This window comes from Halomonas sp. PBN3 (assembly GCF_000475415.1).
GTDB lineage: Bacteria > Pseudomonadota > Gammaproteobacteria > Pseudomonadales > Halomonadaceae > Halomonas > Halomonas shengliensis.
Window position 1 is genome coordinate 10,669 of record NZ_AXCA01000150.1, and the last position, 16,761, is coordinate 27,429.

Consider the following 16,761-nt stretch of genomic DNA (forward strand, 5'->3'; position numbering starts at 1 on the left):
TGGGGAGCCGACATGCGTCGGCGCCTGCCGAACGCGCCTGTCGAGACCGCCTGTGGAGAGAGAGGAGGAGGCGATGGACCTGGAACCGCTGGTCGCCCGTATCGATCCGGAGGGGGAGATCCCGCCCGTGGCCGAGTGGCACCCCCAGCACTCTGCGGAGATGGACCTGGTGATCGCCGCCGATGGCCGCTGGCTCCACGAGGGCACCCCCATCGCGCGCCCGCGCCTGGTGCGCCTGCTCTCCACCATCCTGCGCCGCGAGGCCGACGGGCGCTACGCTCTGGTGACCCCCGCCGAGCGCCAGTTCATCCGCGTCGAGGACCGCCCCTTCCTGGTGGTCGACGCCGAGCCCGACGGCGAGGGTCGCTGGTGGCTGACCACCAACGTTGGCGATCGCCTGCCCCTGGACGCCGACCACCCCTTTACCCTGAGTGCCACCCCCGGCGGCGAGACGGTGCCCGAGGTGCCGGTGCGCTTCGGCCTTGCCGCGCGCCTCGGGCGCAACGTCTTCTACCGCCTCGCCGAGCATGCTGAGCCCATGACCCTGGCGGACGGTCGACCGGCGCTGGGGCTCGCGAGTGGCGGCCTCCGGCATCCGCTGGGCGTGCTGGAGGACGACGCGGCGTGCGACTGACCGCCGAACAGCGCGCCGTGGTGGGGCATGCCGGCGGGCATGCCCGGGTCGCCGCCGTGGCCGGCTCCGGCAAGACCACCACCATGGTCGCCCGAGTGCTGACCCTGCTGGAACGCGGGGTCCCCCCGCAGCGCATCCTGGTATTGATGTTCAACCGCTCGGCCCGCGAGGACTTCCAGGCGCGCCTGGCGGCCATGGCCCCGCCCGGGCAGGCGCTGCCCGACGTGCGTACCTTCCACTCGCTGGGCCACCGCCTCTCGGCCAGTCTGACCCGCTGGGGAGCGCTGGCGCCGCGCCGCCTGCTCACCGCCGACTGGCAGCTGGAGCGGCTGATGCGCCAGGCCACCCAGCTGGCCCTGGGCGACCAGGACGGCGAGGCCCGGGAATCGGCGCTGGAGGGTGAGCGCCTCGAGGCGCTCGCCCACTTCTGCGCCCTGGTGAAGGCCGAGATGGAGCCCGCCGCCGCGCTGCATGAGCGGCTCGACTACGGCGAGGAGACCCGCCACTTCCCCGCCGCCTTCGACCACGCCGAGGCGCTGCTCGAGGCGCACGGCCTGATGGGTTACGCCGACCTGCTTTACCGTCCGCTGCGGGCGCTGGAAGCGGATGACGCCCTGCGCGCCCGGGTCCAGGGCTTCCTCGATCATGTGATCATCGACGAGTATCAGGACATCAACGTCGCCCAGCAGCGGCTGCTGGCGCTGCTGGCCGGCGAGCGCGCCGAGGTGATGGCGGTGGGTGACGCCAACCAGTGCATCTACGAATGGCGCGGTGCCCACCCCGACACCATGCTGCAGCGCTTCACCGCCACCTTCGGCGCCGCCGTGGATTATCCGCTCTCCACCACCTTCCGCCACGGCCACGCCCTGGCCCTGGCCGCCAACCATGCCATCGAGGCCAATCGTCGCCGTCCCGACCAGCTCTGCCTGGCCGCCGATGGCAATCCGGCGACGCGCCTGGCGGCGGGGCAGGGCGGTCGTGGCCTGCTGGAGGCCCTGGCCGGCTGGCAGGAGGCGGGGCGCACCCTGCAGGAGGCCTGCGTGCTGGTGCGCAGCTGGGCGCTCTCGGTGCCGTTGCAGCTGGCGCTGCTGCGCGAGGGGATTCCCTTCCGCCTGGCCCGGGAAGACCGCTTCGTGTTCCGCCTGCCGCTGGTCCAGGCGCTGGCCGGCTACCTGCGCCTGGCCCGGGAGCCGGGGCTGCTGCGCGACCCGGGCCATCTCGCCCTGCTGCTGGCCCAGCCGACCCCCTTCGTCGCCCGCGAGCGGCTGAACGCCCTGGCCGAGCGGCTGGCCGACGGCCAGCGCTGGCCCGAGCCCCACGACCCGCTGCTGGCGGGGCTCAAGCCCCACCAGCGGCGCACGCTCAAGAAGCGCTGGGCGCTGCTCTGCCAGCTGCCGCGGCTCGCCGACTGGCCGCCGGCGGCGCTGCTCGACCACGTGGTCGAGGAGGTCGACGCCGAGAAGGTGCTCAAGCGTGCCGCTTCGCGGCGGGACAAGGGCGAGGAGGACGTGCGCCTGCTCGACGTGCTGCGCGAGCAGGCGAGCGAGCTGGGCAACGATCCCGAGGCCTTCATCGAGCTGCTCAGCCGTCCGGTGGAGAACCACGACGACGGCGTGCTGATCACCACCGTGCACGGCGCCAAGGGGCTGGAGTGGCCGCTGGTGGCGTTGGCCGGGGTCAACGAGCAGGACTTTCCCCACTACACCCGCGATAACCCGCTCTCCCCGCCACGCCTGGAGGAGGAGCGTCGGCTCTTCTACGTGGCCATCACCCGTGCCCGGGAGCGCCTGGTGCTGCTCCACGACGGCGGTGAGCATCGCCCCAGCCGGTTCCTCGCCGAATGTGCCTGGGAGCAGTGCGACCGCCTGGCGCGCCGCCTGGAGCCGCAGGGCGAACCGCTCGGCGCGGGCGACGCCGCGCCCCTGGCGGTATCGCGCCCGGCCCTGGTGCGGCGCTACCTGGCTGCCCTGGGGCGCGAGCTTCCCCTGGCCGAGGCCGGCGTGGCCGAGGCGGTGGCGGCCTATCGCACTTTCGACGTCGGCCAGCGGCTGCGCCATGCTGTCTTCGGCGAGGGCGAGATCGACCTGGTGGAAGGGGACCCCGACAACCCGGTGATCGAGGTGCGCTTTCGTCACGCCGGCCGACGGCGTCTGATCGCGCGCCGGGCGCCCATCGAACTGCTGCAAGGAGATCCTGCATGACCCCACCGTTGATCGCCGCCTGGGAGCTGGAGGAGGCGTTGCAGGGCCCTCGGCCGCCGCGGCTGCTGGACTGCAGGGCCCGGCTGGGCGACCCCGATGCCGGCCATGGGCTGTGGTGGAAGGCGCACCTGCCGGCCAGCCATCACCTCGATCTGGATCGTGACCTGGCGGGGCCGCCGGGGGAGGGGGGGCGCCACCCGCTGCCGGCACCGGAAGCGTTCACCGCCACGCTCCAGCGCCTCGGGCTGTCGCCGGCGGTGCCCATCGTGGTCTATGACGACATGGGGGGCCAGCTCGCCGCGGCGCGCGCCTGGTGGATGCTGGCCTGCTGGGCGGGGCATCCCGACGTGCGGCTGCTCGACGGCGGCGTCCAGGCGTGGCTGGCCCGGGGCGGCGAGCTGCGCGAGGGGGATGCCGTGGCGCCACGCGCCTCCGACTGGACTCCCGACTACCGTGACACCGCCTGGATATCCGCCCAGGAGGTCGCCTCGGGGCGCGCCCTCAAGGTGGATGCCCGCGCCCGCGAGCGCTTCCGTGGCGAGGCCGAGCCCATCGACCCGGTGGCGGGGCATATCCCCGGTGCCGTCTGCCGCCCCAGCGCCGACAACCTCGCCGCCGATGGCCACTTCAAGCCTGCCGCCCGGCTGGCCGGGGAGCTGCCTGAGGCCGCTGAGGCGGTGGCCTATTGCGGCTCGGGCGTCACCGCCTGCCACACCATCCTCGCCTATGCGGTGGCCGGGCGGCCGCTGCCGAGGCTCTACCCCGGCTCCTGGAGCGAGTGGATCCGCGACCCGGCCCGCCCGGTGGCGACCGGCGAGTAGGCCGGGCTTCGCCAGGAGCAGTCAACCTCAAGCGATAAGCTGCAAGAAAAACCGCCTCCGGTTCGTGTGCCGGAGGCGGTCTTGTTCAGGCTGTTACCCAGCTTCCCGCTTACATGTTCGGGTAGTTGGGCCCGCCGCCGCCCTCCGGCGCCACCCAGGTGATGTTCTGGGCCGGGTCCTTGATGTCGCAGGTCTTGCAGTGCACGCAGTTCTGGAAGTTGATCTGGAAGCGCGGCTTACCGTCGTCATCCTCGACCACTTCGTAGACCCCCGCCGGGCAGTAGCGTTGGGCCGGCTCGGCGTACTCGGGCAGGTTGTCGCGGATCGGCAGCTCAGGATCGGCCAGCTTGAGGTGGCAGGGCTGGTCCTCCTCGTGGTTGGTGTTGGAGAGAAACACCGAGGAGGGCTTGTCGAAGGAGAGCTTGCCGTCGGGCTTGGGGTAGTCGATCTTCTCGAATTCGCTGGCCGGCTTCAGGGCCGCGTGGTCCGGGGTGGTGTCATGGAGGGTGGGCAGCTTGCCTCCCAGCAGCTGGTCGACGAAGTTGTAGGCGCCGCCGACCAGGGTGCCGTACTTGTGGATCGCCGGACCGAAGCTGGCGCTCTTCTTGAGTTCGGCGAAGGCCCAGCTCGCCTCCCACTTCTCGGTGAAGGCGGTCAGTTCCTGGCCGCCCTCGTCACCCTTGGCCACCGCCTCGAATACCGCCTCGGCGGCCACCAGGCCGGACTTCATGGCGGTGTGCAGCCCCTTGATCTTGGCGAAGTTGAGGGTGCCGGCGTCGCAGCCGATCAAGAGGCCGCCGGGGAAGGTCATCTTCGGCAGGCAGTTGAGCCCGCCCTTGGCGATGGCCCGGGCGCCGTAGGCGACGCGCTTGCCGCCTTCCAGGTGCTTCGCCAGCACCGGGTGGTGCTTCATGCGCTGGAACTCGTCGAAGGGGGAGAGCCAGGGATTCTGGTAGGAGAGGTCTATGATCAGGCCCACCACCACCTGCTGGTTGTCGCCGTGGTAGAGGAACCAGCCGCCGTGGGTGTGCTTGTCCAGCGGCCAGCCGGAGCCGTGCAGGATCAGGCCCGGCTCATGCTGCTCGGCGGGGACGTCCCACAGCTCCTTGAGGCCGATGCCGTAGTGCTGCGGGTCCTTGCCGGCCGCCAGGTCGTATTCCTCGATCAGGCGTTTGCCGATATGCCCCCGGGCGCCCTCGGCGAACAGGGTGTACCTGGCGCGCAGCTCCATGCCCGGCATGTGGCCATCCTTGGGCTGGCCGTCGGCGCCCACGCCCATGTCGCCGATCAGGATGCCCTTGACCACGCCCTCCTCGACGATCGCCTCCTGGGCGGCGAAGCCGGGGAAGATCTCCACCCCCAGCCCCTCGGCCTGCTCGGCCAGCCAGCGGCACAGGTTGCCGGCGCTGATCACGTAGCGGGTCAGGTCGCCGCCGGTGTTGTGCATGCTCTTGGGCACCAGGGCGTTGGGTAGCTTCTGGCCCTTCTCGGCGTCCTTGAGCAGGTAGACCTCGTCGCGGCTGGCCGGGGTGGTCAGCGGGGCACCACGCTCCTCCCAGTCGGGGAACAGCTCGGCCAGGGCACGGGGCTCGAAGATGGCGCCGGAGAGGATATGGGCGCCCACCTCGGAGCCCTTCTCCACCACGCACACCGAGAGCTCCTGCTCGGCCTCGCCCGCCTGCTGCATCAGGCGGCACGCGGCGGCCAGGCCCGAGGGCCCGGCGCCGACGATGACCACATCGAATTCCATGGACTCGCGCTCGACTTGTTCTGTCACCTGCTCTCTCCTCGCTGATCGGGGCGACGCGGGCGGTTACCACCAACGTCGAACCAATTTAAAACGGTCGTTTGCTTCTAGCCGGGTCCCATGATAGGCATAATACGCTAAACGGGTCACCTCCTCGATGGTGCAATGGGTTCGTGCATCGGCGAGATTGTTGCGATGCATCGAGCTGTGGCACATTGAGACTGTTTTGTCATGTGGCGCCTATCAAACGCTTGCATGAAACTGATAAGAGAATGCCGCGTGGATCTAAGCGGCCCGTCTCAGGACGGCGGACGGATCATCGTCACGCCAACGGGAAAAGTGATGGTTCAACTCCCGAGGAACCAAGCGAGGACACCATGAAAGTACTCGTCGCGGTCAAACGCGTCATCGACTACAACGTCAAGATCCGGGTCAAGCCGGATCATTCCGACGTCGACCTCACCAACGTCAAGATGGCCATGAACCCCTTCTGCGAGATCGCCGTGGAAGAGGCGGTGCGCCTGAAGGAGCGCGGGGTCGCCACCGAGATCGTCGCCGTCACCGTGGGCCCCAAGGCCGCCCAGGAGCAGCTGCGCACCGCGCTGGCGCTGGGTGCCGACCGCGCCATCCACGTCGAGACCGACGAGCGCGTCGAGTCGCTGGGCGCCGCCAAGGCGCTGGCCAAGCTGGTGGAGGAGGAGCAGCCGGGCCTGGTGATCCTCGGCAAGCAGGCTATCGACACCGACAACAACCAGACCGGCCAGATGCTTGCCGCCCTGACCGGCCTGCCCCAGGGCACCTTCGCCTCCGAGGTGACGGTCGAGGGGGAGAAGGTGCAGGTGACCCGCGAGGTCGATGGCGGCCTGCAGACCGTCGAGCTCACGCTGCCGGCCATCGTCACCACCGACCTGCGCCTTAACGAGCCGCGCTACGCCAAGCTGCCCGACATCATGAAGGCCAAGAAGAAGCCGCTGGACGTCAAGAGCCCGGCGGATCTCGGCGTCGAGGTAGCGAGCAGGATCAAGCTGCTCAAGGTCGAGCCGCCGGCCGAGCGCCAGGGCGGCGTCAAGGTGGGCTCCGTGGACGAGCTGGTCGACAAACTCAAGAACGAGGCGAAGGTGATTTCATGAGCATCCTGGTTCTGGCCGAACATCACGACGGCGCCCTGGCCGGCGCCACCGCCCATGTGGTCGCGGCAGCGAAGGCCATCGGCGGCGACATCGACGTGCTGGTGGCAGGCGAGAATGTGGCCGCCATCGCCGAGGCCGCGGCCAAGCTCGACGGCGTCAGCAAGGTGCGCGTGGCCGACAACGCCGCCTATGCCCACCTGCTGGCCGAGCCCACCGCGGCGTTGATCAGTGAGCTCGCCGCCGACTACAGCCACGTGCTGGCCTGTGCCTCCACCACCGGCAAGAACGTGCTGCCGCGCGTGGCCGCGCTCAAGGACGTGGCACAGCTCTCCGAGATCATCGCCGTGGAGAGCGCCGACACCTTCAAGCGCCCGATCTATGCCGGCAACGCCATCGCCACCGTGCAGAGCGAGGATGCGCTGAAGGTGATCACCGTGCGCGCCACCGCCTTCGATGCGGTGGCTGAAGTTGAAACAGGAAGTGGCGGTTCCGCCGCCATCGAGGCCGTCGACATCGTCGCCGACAACGACCAGTCCACCTTCGTCAAGGAGGAGCTGGCCGAGTCCGACCGTCCCGAGCTGGGTGCGGCCAAGGTGGTGGTCTCCGGCGGCCGTGGCATGGGCAGCGGCGACAACTTCAAACTCCTCGAGGGCATCGCCGACAAGCTCGGCGCCGCCATCGGCGCCTCACGCGCCGCGGTGGATGCAGGCTTCGTGCCCAACGACATGCAGGTGGGTCAGACCGGCAAGATCGTCGCCCCCGAGCTCTATATTGCCGTGGGTATCTCGGGTGCCATCCAGCACCTGGCGGGCATGAAGGACTCCAAGGTGATCGTGGCCATCAACAAGGACGAGGAGGCGCCGATCTTCCAGGTGGCCGACTATGGCCTGGTCGCCGATCTCTTCGAGGCCCTGCCGGAGCTCGAGCAGAAGCTGTAAGGACGACCTTTTCCAGGCGTCGCAACGCAGGCCGGCCCTCCCGGGGCCGGCCTTCTGCTGTCTGGCCCGCGCTGGACGGCGTCCGATCGCCTGGAGTAGGGTGGCCTTACCCCCGCGAGAGCGCCCGGCAGGAAAAATCTTCGCCGAGGCGGTTGAAAACCTCGGGCCTTGGCCGCATCTCGCGTCAGTGCAGGACACGAATTGCATTTCATGCAAAGCCACCACAAGGAGATGATCAACATGGCACACACCCTCCCTGACCTCCCGTATGCCTACGACGCGCTCGAGCCGCATATCGATGCGCTGACCATGGAGATCCACCACTCGCGTCACCACCAGACCTACGTCAACAACCTGAACGCCGCCCTCGAGGGCACCGGCCTGGAAGACGTGCCGGTCGACGAGCTGCTGGCCGATCTGGACAAGGTGCCGGCGGAGAAGCGTCAGGCGGTGATCAACAACGGTGGCGGCCACTCGAACCACTCCATGTTCTGGCAGATGATGTCACCCAACGGTGGCGGTCAGCCCAAAGGCAAGGTGGCCGAGGCCATCGACAGCGAGCTGGGTGGCTTCGAGGCCTTCAAGGACGCCTTCACCAAGGCCGCCCTGGGGCGCTTCGGGAGCGGCTGGGCCTGGCTCTGCGTCACCCCGCAGAAGACCCTGGTGGTGGAGAACAGCCTGAACCAGGACAGCCCGATCTCCAACGGCAACACCCCGGTGCTGGGTCTGGACGTGTGGGAGCACGCCTACTACCTCAAGTTCCAGAATAAGCGCCCGGACTACATCGCCGAGTTCTTCAACGTGATCAACTGGGACGAGGTCGAGCGTCGCTACCAGGCGGCCACCGCCTGATCGACCGACCGACGTCCCGGTCTGACAAACAGCGCCGCGGCCCCTGGGGCCGCGGCGCTGTTCTATGGGCACCCTGCCAGGCAGCAGCATATCCTTGCCTCCTTGCCTCCTTGCCTCCTTGCCTCCTTGCCTCCTTGCCTCCTTGCCCCTTGCCCCTTGCCCCTTTCTCCTGCCGCTTGGCCGCAGTAACTTGTGCCTGGTCCCTTCCTATACCACAGCATATGGTATTTCAAGGGTGAGAGTTTCTATATATAGTGTATCCTTGCCTCCGTAATCACCATATATAGTTCCTTTCCTCAGGGAGTGTCACCATGGAGATCAAGGTCTATACCCGTCCAGCCTGCCCGCAGTGCACGGCTACCTGCCGCACCCTAGAGCGCCAGGGGATCGATTACCGCCTGATCGACCTGGAGCAGAATCCGGAGGCTCGCGATCGCGTCATGGCGCTGGGGCACCGCCAGCTGCCAGTCGTGGTAGCCGGCGATGAGCACTGGTCCGGTTTTCGTCCGGACCGCCTCGGCGCCCTGACGCCGGCATGAGCGAGGCGCCGTTGGAGAGTGTGCCGCCGGAGCTGATCTATTTTTCGACACGCTCCGGCAACACCCACCGCTTCGTGGATCGTCTCGGCCTGCCGGCTCGACGTATCCCTATCGAGCGTGAGGCACCGATGACCCAGGCCACACGGCCCTTCGTACTGGTGACGCCCACCTACGGCGGTGGCGAGGTGAAGGGGGCGGTGCCCGCGCCGGTGATCCGCTTCCTCAACGACGCCGACAACCGGGCGCTGCTGGTGGGGGTGATCGCCGCCGGCAACACCAACTTCGGTGCCGCCTACGGACTGGCAGGGCGCATCATCGCCAAGAAGTGCGGTGTTCCCCTGCTCTATCGATTCGAGTTGCTGGGCACGGACGATGACGTGACCCGGGTTCGCAAGGGAGTGAGAGAGTTTTGGACACGACAATCCTGACCCAGCCGCCTCGTCAGGCGGAGAGTGACGCGGGGCGCAAGCTGGATTACCACGCCTTGAACGCCATGCTCAACCTGTATGACGACGAGGGACGGCTGCAGCTGGCGCGCGACCGCGAAGCGGTACGCGAGTACTTTCTTCAACACGTCAATCAGAACACGGTCTTCTTCCACTCGCTGAAGGAGAAGCTCGACTACCTGGTGGAGAACCAGTACTACGAGCCTCAGGTGTTGGCGCAGTACGATGCCGGCTTTATCAAGGCGCTTTTCGAGCAGGCCTACGCCTGGAAGTTTCGCTTCCCGAGTTTCCTCGGCGCCTTCAAGTACTACACAAGTTATACGCTGAAGACCTTCGATGGCCGCCGCTACCTTGAGCGCTTCGAGGATCGGGTCTGCATGGTGGCCCTGGCCCTGGCTCGCGGTGACGAGACGCTGGCCCGGTCGCTGGTGGACGAAATCATTGCCGGTCGCTTCCAGCCGGCTACCCCGACCTTCCTCAATGCCGGCAAGCGTCAACGTGGCGAGTTGGTATCCTGCTTCCTGCTGCGCATCGAGGACAACATGGAGTCCATCGGCCGGGCCATCAATTCGGCCCTTCAGCTCTCCAAGCGTGGGGGAGGGGTGGCGCTGCTGTTGAGCAATATCCGTGAGGAAGGCGCACCGATCAAGCAGATCGAGAACCAGTCGTCGGGCGTCATCCCGATCATGAAGCTGCTCGAGGATGCCTTCTCCTACGCCAACCAGCTCGGTGCACGCCAGGGGGCCGGGGCGGTCTATCTCAATGCCCACCATCCCGATATCCTGCGTTTTCTCGACACCAAGCGCGAGAATGCCGACGAGAAGATCCGCATCAAGACGCTGTCGTTGGGGGTGACGATCCCCGATATCACCTTCGAGCTGGCCAAGCGCAATGAGCCCATGTACCTCTTCTCGCCCTATGATGTGGAGCGGGTCTACGGCATGCCCTTCGGTGACATTGCCGTGACCGAGAAGTACCGCGAGATGGTCGACGATTCCCGTATTCGCAAGACCAAGATCAATGCCCGGGCCTTCTTCCAGACCCTGGCCGAGGTGCAGTTCGAATCCGGCTACCCCTATGTGATGTTCGAGGATAACGTCAACCGCGCCAACCCCATCGCCGGGCGCATCAATATGAGCAACCTCTGCTCGGAGATCCTGCAGGTCAATACGCCCAGCGAGTTCAACGATGACCTGGGCTACCGTCGGGTGGGGGAGGATATCTCCTGCAATCTGGGGTCGTTGAATATTGCCCGGGTGATGGATTCAGGCGATATCGGCAGCAGTGTCGAGGTTGCGGTGCGCGGTCTCACCGCGGTGGCCGAGATGACCGAGATCGCCTCGGTGCCCTCGATCGCCAACGGCAACGCCCTTTCCCGGGCGATTGGCCTGGGGCAGATGAACCTGCACGGCTTCCTGGCCCGGGAGCACATCCACTACGGCTCCGAGGAGGCGCTGGACTTCACCTCCGCCTACTTCGCCGCTGTGGCCTACCACGCCATCGCCGCCTCCAACCGCCTGGCCCGTGAGCGTGGCGAGGCCTTCGCCGGCTTCGAGAGCTCCGCCTATGCCAGCGGCGCCTTCTTCGACAAATACACCGAGCGTGACTGGTGGCCGCGCACCGAACGCGCCCGGGCGCTGTTCGAGCGTCGCGGCATCGTGCTGCCCACCCGCGATGACTGGGCGGCCCTCAAGGCGGCGGTGATGGCGCACGGGCTCTACAACCGCTACCTGCAGGCGGTGCCCCCCACCGGGTCGATCTCCTACATCAACCATGCCACCTCCAGCATCCATCCGGTGGCCTCGCCCATCGAGATCCGCAAGGAGGGCAAGCTGGGGCGGGTCTACTACCCGGCCCCCTACCTGGACGACGACAACCTGGCGTTCTACCGCGACGCCTACGAGATCGGGCCCGAGGCGATCATCGACACCTACGCCGCGGCCTCGGAGCACGTCGACCAGGGGCTGTCGCTGACGCTCTTCTTCCCCGACACCGCCACCACCCGGGACATCAACCGCGCCCAGATCACCGCCTGGCGCAAGGGCATCAAGACCCTCTACTACGTACGCCTGCGCCAGAGTGCCCTGGCGGGCACCGAGGTCGAGGGCTGCGTCTCATGCACTCTCTAAGGAAGGAGGCCGACATGACCACGGCGACATCGCGACTGACCCGCGTCCACGCCATCAACTGGAACCGGCTCGAGGACGACAAGGACCTTGAGGTGTGGAACCGTCTGACCAGCAACTTCTGGCTGCCCGAGAAGGTGCCGCTCTCCAACGACATCCCGTCGTGGAACACCCTGAGCGAGCCGGAGCGGCGGCTCACCATCCGGGTGTTCACTGGACTGACCCTGCTCGACACCATCCAGAGCAGCGTCGGCGCCCCGACGCTGATGCCCGATGCGCTCACCCCCCACGAGGAGGCGGTCTACGCCAACATCGCTTTCATGGAGGCGGTGCATGCGCGCTCCTACAGCTCGATCTTCTCGACGCTGTGCACCACCCGGGAGGTGGACGACGCCTTCCGCTGGAGCGAGGAGAACCCCGCGCTGCAGCGCAAGGCCGAACTGGTGCTTGAGCGCTACTGGGCCGAGGACCCGCTGATGCGCAAGGTGGCCAGTGTCTTCCTGGAGTCGTTCCTGTTCTACTCGGGCTTCTACCTGCCGATGTACTGGTCGAGCCACGCCAAGCTGACCAATACCGCGGACCTGATTCGCCTCATCATTCGCGACGAGGCGGTGCACGGCTATTACATCGGTTACAAGTTCCAGCAGGCCATGGCCGAGGCGACGCCTGAGCGACAGGAGGCGGTCAAGGCCTATGCCTACGACCTGCTGCTGGCGCTCTACGACAACGAGGTGGCCTATACCGAGCTGCTTTACGACGAGGTCGGGCTCACCGAGGACGTCAAGAAGTTCCTCCACTACAACGCCAACAAGGCGCTGATGAACCTGGGCTTCGATGGGCTCTTTCCCCAGGAGGTGTGCGACGTCGACCCGACCATTCTCGCCGCGCTCTCGCCGGGGGCCGACGAGAACCACGACTTCTTCTCCGGCTCCGGCTCCTCCTACGTGATCGGGCGTACCGTGGCCACCGAGGACGAGGACTGGGCCTTCTGACGCGCCAGGCCCACCACCCCCGAGCGGGGGAGGCGGGCCTGGCTGTCGATTAACGTGGCGGTGAAAGGGCTGCAGCCTGCCCACGAAGAAGGTGGCCTCAGTCGGCCCCCAGCCAGCGACGCATCCGCCGCGCCGGGCCCTGAGAAGGCGGGGTCTGGCGTCCCTCCAGCCGGGTGATGGCATCCCGCAGCGGCACCAGGATCGCCTGCAGGTGGTGCCGACACAGGTGCTTGCCGAGGGCCCCCGGGCACTGTGCCATCAGCAGCCCGGCGTGATAGACCGCCGTGCCCAGCCCCTCGGCAACGCCAGACACTCGCTGGGCCTCCCGTCGGCAGCGCTCCAGCTCGCTGGTCAGCAGCGCGAGGGTGCGCGCATCCAGCCAGCATGGGGTGTGTTCCCCCTGTGTCTGCGCCGTCACCCTCTCCAGAAGCTCCCGGAAGGAGACCTCGAGGAAGATGCAGTGGTAACGAAGCTGGGGGGAGGGCGTCATGGGGCATCCTTTAATTGAAATCGATTCCTATTCTTGTGTCTCGGCGTCGGCGTGTCAACGCCAGTGGCGAGGCCCGGGGACGCCAAGGTGCCGCTGGATGAGGCATCACCGGACGCGCTGCCGCATCGCCGTGGCGGGGCTAGAACCGTCGCAGTCCCCACAGGAAGTAGGCGCCGCCCAATAGCGAGGCCACCAGGCCGGCGGGAATCTCCTCGGGGAACAGCCACTGGCGGCCCAGCCAGTCGGCCACCACCATCAGCAGGGCGCCGCATAGCGCCGCGCCGAGGAGGTGGAAGCGGGCCCGGGAGAAGCCCAGCAGCCGCGCCAGGTGCGGGGCCAGCAGGCCGACGAAGGAGAGCGGCCCGACCACCAGGGTGGCGCCGGCGGTGAGCAGGGCCACCAGCAGCAGCATGAGCAGGCGTGCCCGGGCCAGCGGCAGCCCCAGGGCACTGGCGCTGGCAGCGCCCAGCGGCAGGATATCCAGCCAGCGAGAGAGGGGCGCCGCGGCCAGGGCCAGCAGCAGGGTGGCCCCGCCGACGGTCAGGGCGCTGGTCAGGTCGACGTAGTAGGTCGAGCCGGAGAGCCAGGCGATCACCTGCTGCCCCCGGGGATCGCCGCCGGCCAGCACCACGGCCCTGACCGCGTCGAACAGGGCGGTGATGGCCACCCCGGTCAGCAGCAGGCGCTCGGGCGGGAAGCCGCTGCGGCGGTTGAGCCCCACCAGCACCGCGAGGCTGGCCAGCGCCCCCAGGGTGCCGGCGCCCACCAGGGTCAGGTTGTCGGGGGCGGGCAGCAGGAAGATGGCGGCCATCAGGGCGATGGCGCTGCCGCCGCTGATGCCCAGCAGCTCGGGGCTGGCCATGGGGTTGCCGGTGAGCCGCTGGATCAGGGTGCCGGCGATGGCCAGCATCACCCCACAGCCGGCCGCGGCCAGCAGCCGGGGGAGTCGCCATTGCAGCAGCGCCACGTCATGCAGGGAGGCCCAGTGCCAGCCGCTTGCCGTCTGGCCGGTCAGCAGCGCGACCAGGCCAAGCCCGACCAGGCCCAGTGCCAGCCAGGCGGCCAGGTGCCCGGGCGCCGGATGACGGCAGGCGGTGGCGCGGGCCTCCCGTGGCGGGGCCTCGCCGGAGAGACGTAGCCGTGGGAGCAGCCACAGCAGCAGGGGGGCGCCCAGGGCCGCGGTGGTCGCCCCGGTGGGGATCAGGGTGGGCAGGGTGCCGGAGAAGCGCTGCAGCAGCAGGTCGGTGGCGGCCAGCAGCAGGGCGCCCAGCAGCGTCGACCACAGCAGCCGTGACCCCAGGCGGCGGGCGCCGGCCAGGCGCACGATGTTGGGGGCCGCCAGGCCGATGAAGCCGATGATGCCGACCACGCTGACCACGCAGCCGGTGAGGAACACCGCCAGGCCCAGGCCGGCCAGGCGCAGGTGCCTGAGCGAGACGCCGAGGCTCCTGGCGCCGGCCTCGTCCAGCTCCAGCACCGCCAGGGGGCGCAGCAGCCAGAGGGCGGCCAGCGCCCCCAGGGCCAGGCGCGGGGCCAGGAAGGTGGCGTCCTGCCAGCCGTTCTGGGCAAGCGAGCCGGCGCCCCAGATCAGCAACCCCTTGAGTGCCTCCTGGTGGAACAGCAGCAACACCATGGAGAGAGCGCCGAAGTAGAGGTTGATCACCAGGCCGCCGAGCACCACCACCACCGGTGCCAGGCCGCGCCGCCAGGCCAGGGCGAAGACCAGGGCCATGGCGCCACCCCCGCCGGCCAGTGCCACCCATTCCCGGCCCAGGCCGAGCAGGCCGGGGGCGAGCAGCGTGGCGGCCATCAAGGCCAGGTTGGCGCCGCTGGCCACGCCCAGTGTGGTGGGAGCGGCCAGGGGGTTGCGCAGCACCTGTTGCATCAGCACCCCCGCGAGCGCCAGGCCGCCGCCGGCGAGCAGGGCCATGGCCAGGCGCGGCCACCAGGCGAAGTGCACCACCAGGGTTTCTGGCGCGTGACCGGGGGCCAGCAGCGCGGCGAGGCCCTCGCCGATGCCCGTTCGGGTGGCCAGCTCGATCACCGCCAGGACCAGCACGGCCAGCCCCAGGGCAAGGCAGGCGCGTCCCGGCGTCAGGCGTGGCCGCAGGCGGCAGGCGAGGGTCTTAGACGGCATCGTCCGCCTCCAGGGCACCGACCAGCAGCTCGGCGAAGCGTGCCGCCGAGGGCAGGGCGCCGAAGCTCCACACCGGCGGCAGGATGATCGGTGCCCCCTCGCTCGCCTCTACCAGGTGTTCCCACAGGCCGCCCTCGGCCAGGGCGTCACGTACCCCGGCGGGGTAGGGCTCCACCACCACCAGGCGGGCCTCGAGGCCGGCCAGCGCCTCGAGGCCCACCAGCGAGAAGCCCCAAGCGTTGGTGGGGCCGCCCCAGGCGTTCTCGAGGCCCAGGCGGCGGAGCACCGCCTGGAAGAGGCCATGGTCACCAAACACCCGTACATGGCGGGCGTCCATGAACTGCACCATCACCAGAGGAGGCTCATCGCCGTCCAGGCGCCCGCGCAGCGACGCGAGGCGGGCCTCGGTGTTGTCGATCAGCCGCTCCGCCGCCTCGGGGCGGCCCACCAGGTCACCCAGCGATCGCGTCAGCTCGCGCATCTCCGTCCAGGTGTCCCGCTCGGGGCGGTAGAGCGCCAGGCTCTCCACCGGGGCGATGCGTTCGAGGCGCGGAACCAGGTTGGCGAACATCGGCGAGACCAGGATGCGCTCGGGGGCCAGGCTCGCCAGCAGCTCGAGGTTGGGCTGGCTGCGCAGGCCCAGGTCGATCGTCGTGGCGGGCAGGGCGGGCTCGTCCACCCAGGCGTGGTAGGCCTCGACCTGGGCCACGGCGAGGGGCGGCGCGTCCAGCGCCACCAGGGTCTCGGCCAGGGTCCAGTCGAGGGTGGCCAGGCGGGGCGTGGCGGCCATGGGCGCGGCGGTGGTCACCAGCATGGCGAGCAGGCCGGCCAACCAGGGCAGGGCGCATCGAGGGCGAAGCAGGGGCGACTCCAAGGGCGGTTCCACGGGTGATTCCACGGGTGATTCCACGGGCAAGGGGTGGCGGGACTAGTGGGCGATGGCGACAGGGTGCTCGCCGGCGGGGTGGGGCATGACGTGCATGGGGATGCCGTAGATGGCCTCGAGGGTCTCCCCGGTCATCATCGCCTCCGGCGTGCCCTGGGCCAGCAGGCGGCCGCCGTGCAGCGCCACCAGGCGGTCGCAGTAGCGGGCGGCCATGTTGATGTCGTGGAGCACGATGATCACGCCGAGGCCAAGCTCCCGGCTCAGCCGGCGGATCAGAGCCAGGACCTCGACCTGGTGGGCGATGTCCAGGGCCGCCAGGGGCTCGTCGAGCAGCAGGAAGCGGCTCTGCTGGGCCAGCAGCATGGCCAGCCAGACGCGCTGGCGCTCGCCGCCCGAGAGGGTGTCGACCTGGCGCTCGGCGAAGGCCTCGGTATGGGTCAGCGCCAAGGCGCGGTCGATGGCCGCCTCGTCCTCGCGGCCGTGGCGGCCCAGCAGGCCATGCCAGGGGTAGCGGCCGAAGCCCACCAGCTCGCGACCGGTGAGAGCCTCGGCGGCCGGCAGGTGCTGGGGCAGGTAGGCCACCTGCCGCGCGAAGGCGCGGTGCCCCCAGGCCGAGAGCGGCGTGCCGTCTAGGTGCAGCGCTCCCTGGCTGGCCGACTGCTGGCGAGCCAGCAGCTTGAGCAGGGTCGACTTGCCCGAGCCGTTGTGGCCGATCAGCCCATGGACCCGGCCCTCCTCGAAGCCGAGATCGAGGGGGTGCAGCAGGCATCGGCCGTTGACCGCGAAGGAGGCGGCGCGCGTTTCCAACATCGATAGCTCCTG

15 protein-coding genes are annotated in these 16,761 nt (G+C 68.9%); 10 read left to right on the plus strand and 5 right to left on the minus strand.

Going from position 1 to position 16,761, the window contains the following annotated elements; genetic code table 11:
• The first annotated feature begins 73 nt into the window (after positions 1–73).
• The 3 genes from Q673_RS25635 to Q673_RS25645 are packed head-to-tail and all read left to right on the plus strand — an operon-like array spanning position 74 to position 3,656.
• Complete coding sequence (locus Q673_RS25635; protein ID WP_023005537.1) at positions 74–634, plus strand: DUF1285 domain-containing protein; 561 nt, start codon at positions 74–76, stop codon at positions 632–634.
• On the plus strand, positions 625–2,835 hold the full coding sequence (locus Q673_RS25640; RefSeq protein ID WP_023005538.1) for an ATP-dependent helicase: 2,211 nt from the start codon (positions 625–627) through the stop codon (positions 2,833–2,835). Before Q673_RS25635 ends, Q673_RS25640 begins: the two co-directional genes overlap by 10 nt.
• On the plus strand, positions 2,832–3,656 hold the full coding sequence (locus Q673_RS25645) for a sulfurtransferase (RefSeq protein ID WP_023005539.1): 825 nt from the start codon (positions 2,832–2,834) through the stop codon (positions 3,654–3,656). Before Q673_RS25640 ends, Q673_RS25645 begins: the two co-directional genes overlap by 4 nt.
• Before the next feature lie 109 nt (positions 3,657–3,765).
• Here the strand turns inward: Q673_RS25645 and Q673_RS25650 are convergent, their stop codons facing one another.
• Complete coding sequence (locus Q673_RS25650; RefSeq protein WP_023005540.1) at positions 3,766–5,406, minus strand: electron transfer flavoprotein-ubiquinone oxidoreductase; 1,641 nt, start codon at positions 5,404–5,406, stop codon at positions 3,766–3,768.
• Positions 5,407–5,780: 374 nt separating this feature from the next.
• Here Q673_RS25650 and Q673_RS25655 point away from each other — a divergent pair, with 374 nt between their 5' ends.
• From Q673_RS25655 to nrdF, 7 genes are all read left to right on the plus strand, one after another.
• On the plus strand, positions 5,781–6,533 hold the full coding sequence (locus Q673_RS25655; RefSeq protein ID WP_023005541.1) for an electron transfer flavoprotein subunit beta/FixA family protein: 753 nt from the start codon (positions 5,781–5,783) through the stop codon (positions 6,531–6,533).
• The gene (locus Q673_RS25660; RefSeq protein ID WP_023005542.1) at positions 6,530–7,471 is read left to right on the plus strand and encodes an electron transfer flavoprotein subunit alpha/FixB family protein; all 942 of its coding nucleotides are present in this window, start codon (positions 6,530–6,532) and stop codon (positions 7,469–7,471) included. The genes Q673_RS25655 and Q673_RS25660 overlap by 4 nt, the downstream gene beginning before the upstream one ends.
• A gap of 240 nt (positions 7,472–7,711) precedes the next feature.
• Complete coding sequence (locus Q673_RS25665) at positions 7,712–8,323, plus strand: superoxide dismutase (protein ID WP_031217966.1); 612 nt, start codon at positions 7,712–7,714, stop codon at positions 8,321–8,323.
• Positions 8,324–8,634: 311 nt separating this feature from the next.
• Positions 8,635–8,862, plus strand: coding sequence for a glutaredoxin-like protein NrdH (gene nrdH, locus Q673_RS25670; protein WP_023005544.1), 228 nt, complete (start codon positions 8,635–8,637; stop codon positions 8,860–8,862).
• Positions 8,859–9,290, plus strand: a complete 432-nt coding sequence (gene nrdI / locus Q673_RS25675; RefSeq protein WP_043524678.1) for a class Ib ribonucleoside-diphosphate reductase assembly flavoprotein NrdI — start codon at positions 8,859–8,861, stop codon at positions 9,288–9,290. The genes nrdH and nrdI overlap by 4 nt, the downstream gene beginning before the upstream one ends.
• Positions 9,272–11,437: a class 1b ribonucleoside-diphosphate reductase subunit alpha gene (nrdE, locus tag Q673_RS25680; protein WP_081712004.1), complete on the plus strand. Its 2,166-nt coding sequence runs from the start codon at positions 9,272–9,274 to the stop codon at positions 11,435–11,437. Before nrdI ends, nrdE begins: the two co-directional genes overlap by 19 nt.
• 14 nt (positions 11,438–11,451) lie before the next feature.
• The gene (gene nrdF / locus Q673_RS25685) at positions 11,452–12,426 is read left to right on the plus strand and encodes a class 1b ribonucleoside-diphosphate reductase subunit beta (protein ID WP_023005547.1); all 975 of its coding nucleotides are present in this window, start codon (positions 11,452–11,454) and stop codon (positions 12,424–12,426) included.
• Positions 12,427–12,523: 97 nt separating this feature from the next.
• Here the strand turns inward: nrdF and Q673_RS25690 are convergent, their stop codons facing one another.
• The 4 genes from Q673_RS25690 to Q673_RS25705 form a co-directional block, all read right to left on the minus strand.
• Positions 12,524–12,916 carry a hypothetical protein gene (locus tag Q673_RS25690; protein ID WP_023005548.1) on the minus strand — a complete coding sequence of 131 codons (393 nt, stop codon included), beginning with the start codon at positions 12,914–12,916 and terminating at the stop codon, positions 12,524–12,526.
• A gap of 139 nt (positions 12,917–13,055) precedes the next feature.
• The gene (gene fhuB, locus Q673_RS25695) at positions 13,056–15,053 is read right to left on the minus strand and encodes a Fe(3+)-hydroxamate ABC transporter permease FhuB (RefSeq protein WP_023005549.1); all 1,998 of its coding nucleotides are present in this window, start codon (positions 15,051–15,053) and stop codon (positions 13,056–13,058) included.
• Complete coding sequence (locus Q673_RS25700; RefSeq protein WP_442778052.1) at positions 15,043–15,939, minus strand: iron-siderophore ABC transporter substrate-binding protein; 897 nt, start codon at positions 15,937–15,939, stop codon at positions 15,043–15,045. The genes fhuB and Q673_RS25700 overlap by 11 nt, the downstream gene beginning before the upstream one ends.
• Positions 15,940–15,981: 42 nt before the next feature.
• Positions 15,982–16,749, minus strand: a complete 768-nt coding sequence (locus Q673_RS25705) for an ATP-binding cassette domain-containing protein (RefSeq protein WP_023005551.1) — start codon at positions 16,747–16,749, stop codon at positions 15,982–15,984.
• Between the last annotated feature and the right edge of the window lie 12 nt (positions 16,750–16,761).

Bases quoted from the DNA above. Each gene is read 5' to 3' on its own strand.
- fhuB (WP_023005549.1), bottom strand. From the start codon at position 15,053: ATGCCGTCTAAGACCCTCGCCTGCCGCCTGCGGCCACGCCTGACGCCG.
- Q673_RS25665 (WP_031217966.1), top strand. From the start codon at position 7,712: ATGGCACACACCCTCCCTGACCTCCCGTATGCCTACGACGCGCTCGAG.
- nrdI (WP_043524678.1), top strand. From the start codon at position 8,859: ATGAGCGAGGCGCCGTTGGAGAGTGTGCCGCCGGAGCTGATCTATTTT.
- Q673_RS25655 (WP_023005541.1), top strand. From the start codon at position 5,781: ATGAAAGTACTCGTCGCGGTCAAACGCGTCATCGACTACAACGTCAAG.
- nrdF (WP_023005547.1), top strand. From the start codon at position 11,452: ATGACCACGGCGACATCGCGACTGACCCGCGTCCACGCCATCAACTGG.
- Q673_RS25645 (WP_023005539.1), top strand. From the start codon at position 2,832: ATGACCCCACCGTTGATCGCCGCCTGGGAGCTGGAGGAGGCGTTGCAG.
- Q673_RS25635 (WP_023005537.1), top strand. From the start codon at position 74: ATGGACCTGGAACCGCTGGTCGCCCGTATCGATCCGGAGGGGGAGATC.
- Q673_RS25660 (WP_023005542.1), top strand. From the start codon at position 6,530: ATGAGCATCCTGGTTCTGGCCGAACATCACGACGGCGCCCTGGCCGGC.
- Q673_RS25650 (WP_023005540.1), bottom strand. From the start codon at position 5,406: ATGGAATTCGATGTGGTCATCGTCGGCGCCGGGCCCTCGGGCCTGGCC.
- Q673_RS25690 (WP_023005548.1), bottom strand. From the start codon at position 12,916: ATGACGCCCTCCCCCCAGCTTCGTTACCACTGCATCTTCCTCGAGGTC.
- nrdH (WP_023005544.1), top strand. From the start codon at position 8,635: ATGGAGATCAAGGTCTATACCCGTCCAGCCTGCCCGCAGTGCACGGCT.
- Q673_RS25705 (WP_023005551.1), bottom strand. From the start codon at position 16,749: ATGTTGGAAACGCGCGCCGCCTCCTTCGCGGTCAACGGCCGATGCCTG.